This window comes from uncultured Gimesia sp., from assembly GCF_963972345.1.
Lineage (GTDB): Bacteria > Planctomycetota > Planctomycetia > Planctomycetales > Planctomycetaceae > Gimesia.
Map to the genome: position 1 here is coordinate 1 of NZ_CAXAVM010000351.1, position 2,654 is coordinate 2,654.

Annotated in this window: 4 protein-coding genes; 2 read left to right on the forward strand and 2 right to left on the reverse strand. The window is 49.9% G+C overall.

The window, feature by feature from the left end; translation table 11 throughout:
• Positions 1 to 276 (forward strand): hypothetical protein (locus AACZ40_RS28915; RefSeq protein WP_339677144.1); only part of this gene is annotated, 276 nt, incomplete at its 5' end.
• Here AACZ40_RS28915 and AACZ40_RS28920 read toward each other — a convergent pair.
• A complete protein-coding gene (locus AACZ40_RS28920) occupies positions 273 to 968 on the reverse strand; it encodes a DUF2064 domain-containing protein (protein WP_291174870.1) in 696 nt (231 codons plus the stop codon). The two genes, AACZ40_RS28915 and AACZ40_RS28920, sit on opposite strands and share 4 nt — an antisense overlap.
• On the reverse strand, positions 932 to 1,693 hold the full coding sequence (locus tag AACZ40_RS28925) for a TIGR04283 family arsenosugar biosynthesis glycosyltransferase (protein WP_291174872.1): 762 nt from the start codon (positions 1,691 to 1,693) through the stop codon (positions 932 to 934). The genes AACZ40_RS28920 and AACZ40_RS28925 overlap by 37 nt, the downstream gene beginning before the upstream one ends.
• 224 nt (positions 1,694 to 1,917) lie before the next feature.
• On the opposite strand from AACZ40_RS28925, the gene AACZ40_RS28930 reads away from it, so the two are divergent.
• On the forward strand, positions 1,918 to 2,654 hold a 737-nt coding region (locus tag AACZ40_RS28930), incomplete at its 3' end, for a methyltransferase domain-containing protein (RefSeq protein WP_339677146.1).

Sequence of the window (2,654 nt, forward strand, 5' to 3'; positions counted from 1 at the left end):
ACACGCGTGATCGGTTTAGCGCTCATGGGGCTGGTGACGATGCCTGTCATCCTCACCTCTACAATTGTGATTCCGTTTGTCATTGTGGGCATGGCGCTGGGCACCCTGGTTGGCCCCCGCATCAATCCTGTGATTTTCAAACGTTGCCTGCTGATGCTGCTTGCAGTCAGTTCGCTGTACATGGTCGTCCAGGGAAGTGCTGACGAGAAAACTTTAGAGCCCGAACTGACGGTCAGTCCTGCGGCGTCAGACGTGACAGCGACTCAGCCAGACTAATCTGACTGTGCTTGCCATTCCTGAATCCAGTTAAGAACCCGCAACTGTTCTTCCAGCCACTCTTCGCCTGTCGATAATTGACGCGCCACGAGTGGCAGTTCCTGAACGGTATCCACATCACTCAATTCAGGCAGCAGATGGATTTCACCCAGATCCTGAATCTGTTCGCCGAGTACACGTGCAGTGCTCTCAACGCTGTAAGGCACTTTCAGCCAGATTTCTGGATCGATCGCAATCTGACTGCCAAACAGATAAAAGCCCCCATCGCAGGCAGGTCCCATCACAAATTGCGGCGTTTCGCTTTCAACGGATAGCATCTCGATCGCTTCATTGAGTAAGTCAACCGACAGTTGCGGAGTGTCCGCCCCCAGAAAAATGACGAAATGCCTGGGTGGTACTAACTGCTGTTGTACATGAGCCAGCCGCTGGCCTAACCCCCCTGCTCCCTGATCAATGGTTTCGAACTGACTCCAGAGTGAATCCCGAACTGCCTCCGGTTCGGCAACCGCCCAGAAGGGAGTCACTGGTTTCTGCTGAGAGACAGCCTGCACGACTGCTGCGACTGCTTTCGTAGAAAGGATATGAAACTGTTCCGCGCGCGCTGTGCCGACGGAATGTGCCAGCCTGGTCTTCAGTGGAGAGTAACCAGGTGTTTTTACGAAGACTGCGATGGCACCTTGTTTTTGCGGCATTTCCTGGTTCGATCTTTTATCAGAAGTAAAAACTGAGGAAGGGCCTGCCGTACAGTCAACCAGAGATGCCTGAATGTCACTTTCAGCCAGCCCTGCTCTTGGTATTTCCTGGCACTGGTTTCGATTTCTGCGCCGATGCACTTGAGCCGTATTCTCTGGCGCCTGGCCGCCCAGACCAGCAGATGATCTTCTCCATAAGCAGCCTCTTCATCAAACCCCTTGAGTTCGCGAAATAAACTGAGCGGCAGGCAGAACCCCTGATCACCGAAGGGAATTCCCAGAACATGCGAACGAAAATAAACACCCCAGGAATTCAGTTGCATCAGCAAAAAACTCTGATCCCGGAATTTGAGATCAAAATAAAGTAACGTATCTGGATGTGATTCCAGAGTATCTAACAGCTGCTGAACAGCGGAGTGGCTTAAGCGAGAATCAGCGTGTAAAAACAACAGGTACTCAGATTTCGCGTGGAGTGCCCCATGATTCATCTGGATCGCCCTGCCCCTGGTTGTACAATGCCAGTTGCTGCGGCTGTTTAGCCCATATTCCGTCAGCTGATCCCGCAAATCATGCGGAGCCATACCGTTTGAGACAAACAGAAATTCACTGGATTCAGGAAATGCAACCAAGTCTGCCAGTAAAGCCTGCCAGCTGTCATCCCCCTGTAATATGGGAATAATGACGGAAATCGAGCAGACTTTTTCCCCCTGTTTGACGGTACTCATTTTTTCTACTTAAAGTGGAAATGTAATTCGTTTCACAGTATTTGAAATGATCGTAGTCCATAATGCAAACTTACAAAAGAACTCTTCATTCGGAAATGCAATGTTTCTGAAATTCATCGACTCGACTATACTGAAAGAACTCCAGACAATCATTTACGTCAAGCAATTGTTTTCGTCAGGAATTCAATACAAACCGACCGGACTTTAAAAGGACCTTGCTCAAGATGAATCCTGTCAATACACGATCTCCAGCCAGTGAAGAAGAATCAGTCTATGCCCGTTATGCAAACGCGGCACTACAGACGGAACAGGCACTGTGCTGTCCTGTCGAATACAACCAGGAATATTTATCGATCATTCCGAAAGAGATTCTGGAAAAGGATTACGGTTGTGGTGATCCGACCCCTTATCTCTCGCCCGGCGATACGGTACTCGACCTGGGCTCAGGAGGAGGAAAAATCTGTTATATCGCCTCCCAGATTGTGGGACCTTCCGGAAAAGTAATCGGAGTGGACTGCAACGCGGAGATGCTGGCTCTGGCCCGCAAATATCAGCAGGAAGTCGCCGATCAACTGGGATACTCAAATGTAGAATTTCACAGCGGTCTGATCCAGGACCTGAAGCTGGATCTGGACCTGTTGAATCGGGAATTGTCAGCGCACCCGATTGACAGTCAGTCGCGCTGGCTGGAGTTACGCAATCTGGAAGAACGACTGCGAGGGGAGTCACCATTAATACAGGACGACTCAATTGACTGTGTCATTTCAAACTGTGTTTTAAACCTGGTGCGCGAGAGTGATCGCAGTCAGTTACTGCAGGAAGTTTTTCGAGTACTAAAACGTGGGGGAAAAGCAGTCATCAGTGATATTGTCTGCGATGAATCTGTTCCCCACCATCTGCGTAAAGATCCTGCACTCTGGTCGGGATGTATTTCGGGCGCGTATCAGGAAGCGGCATTTCT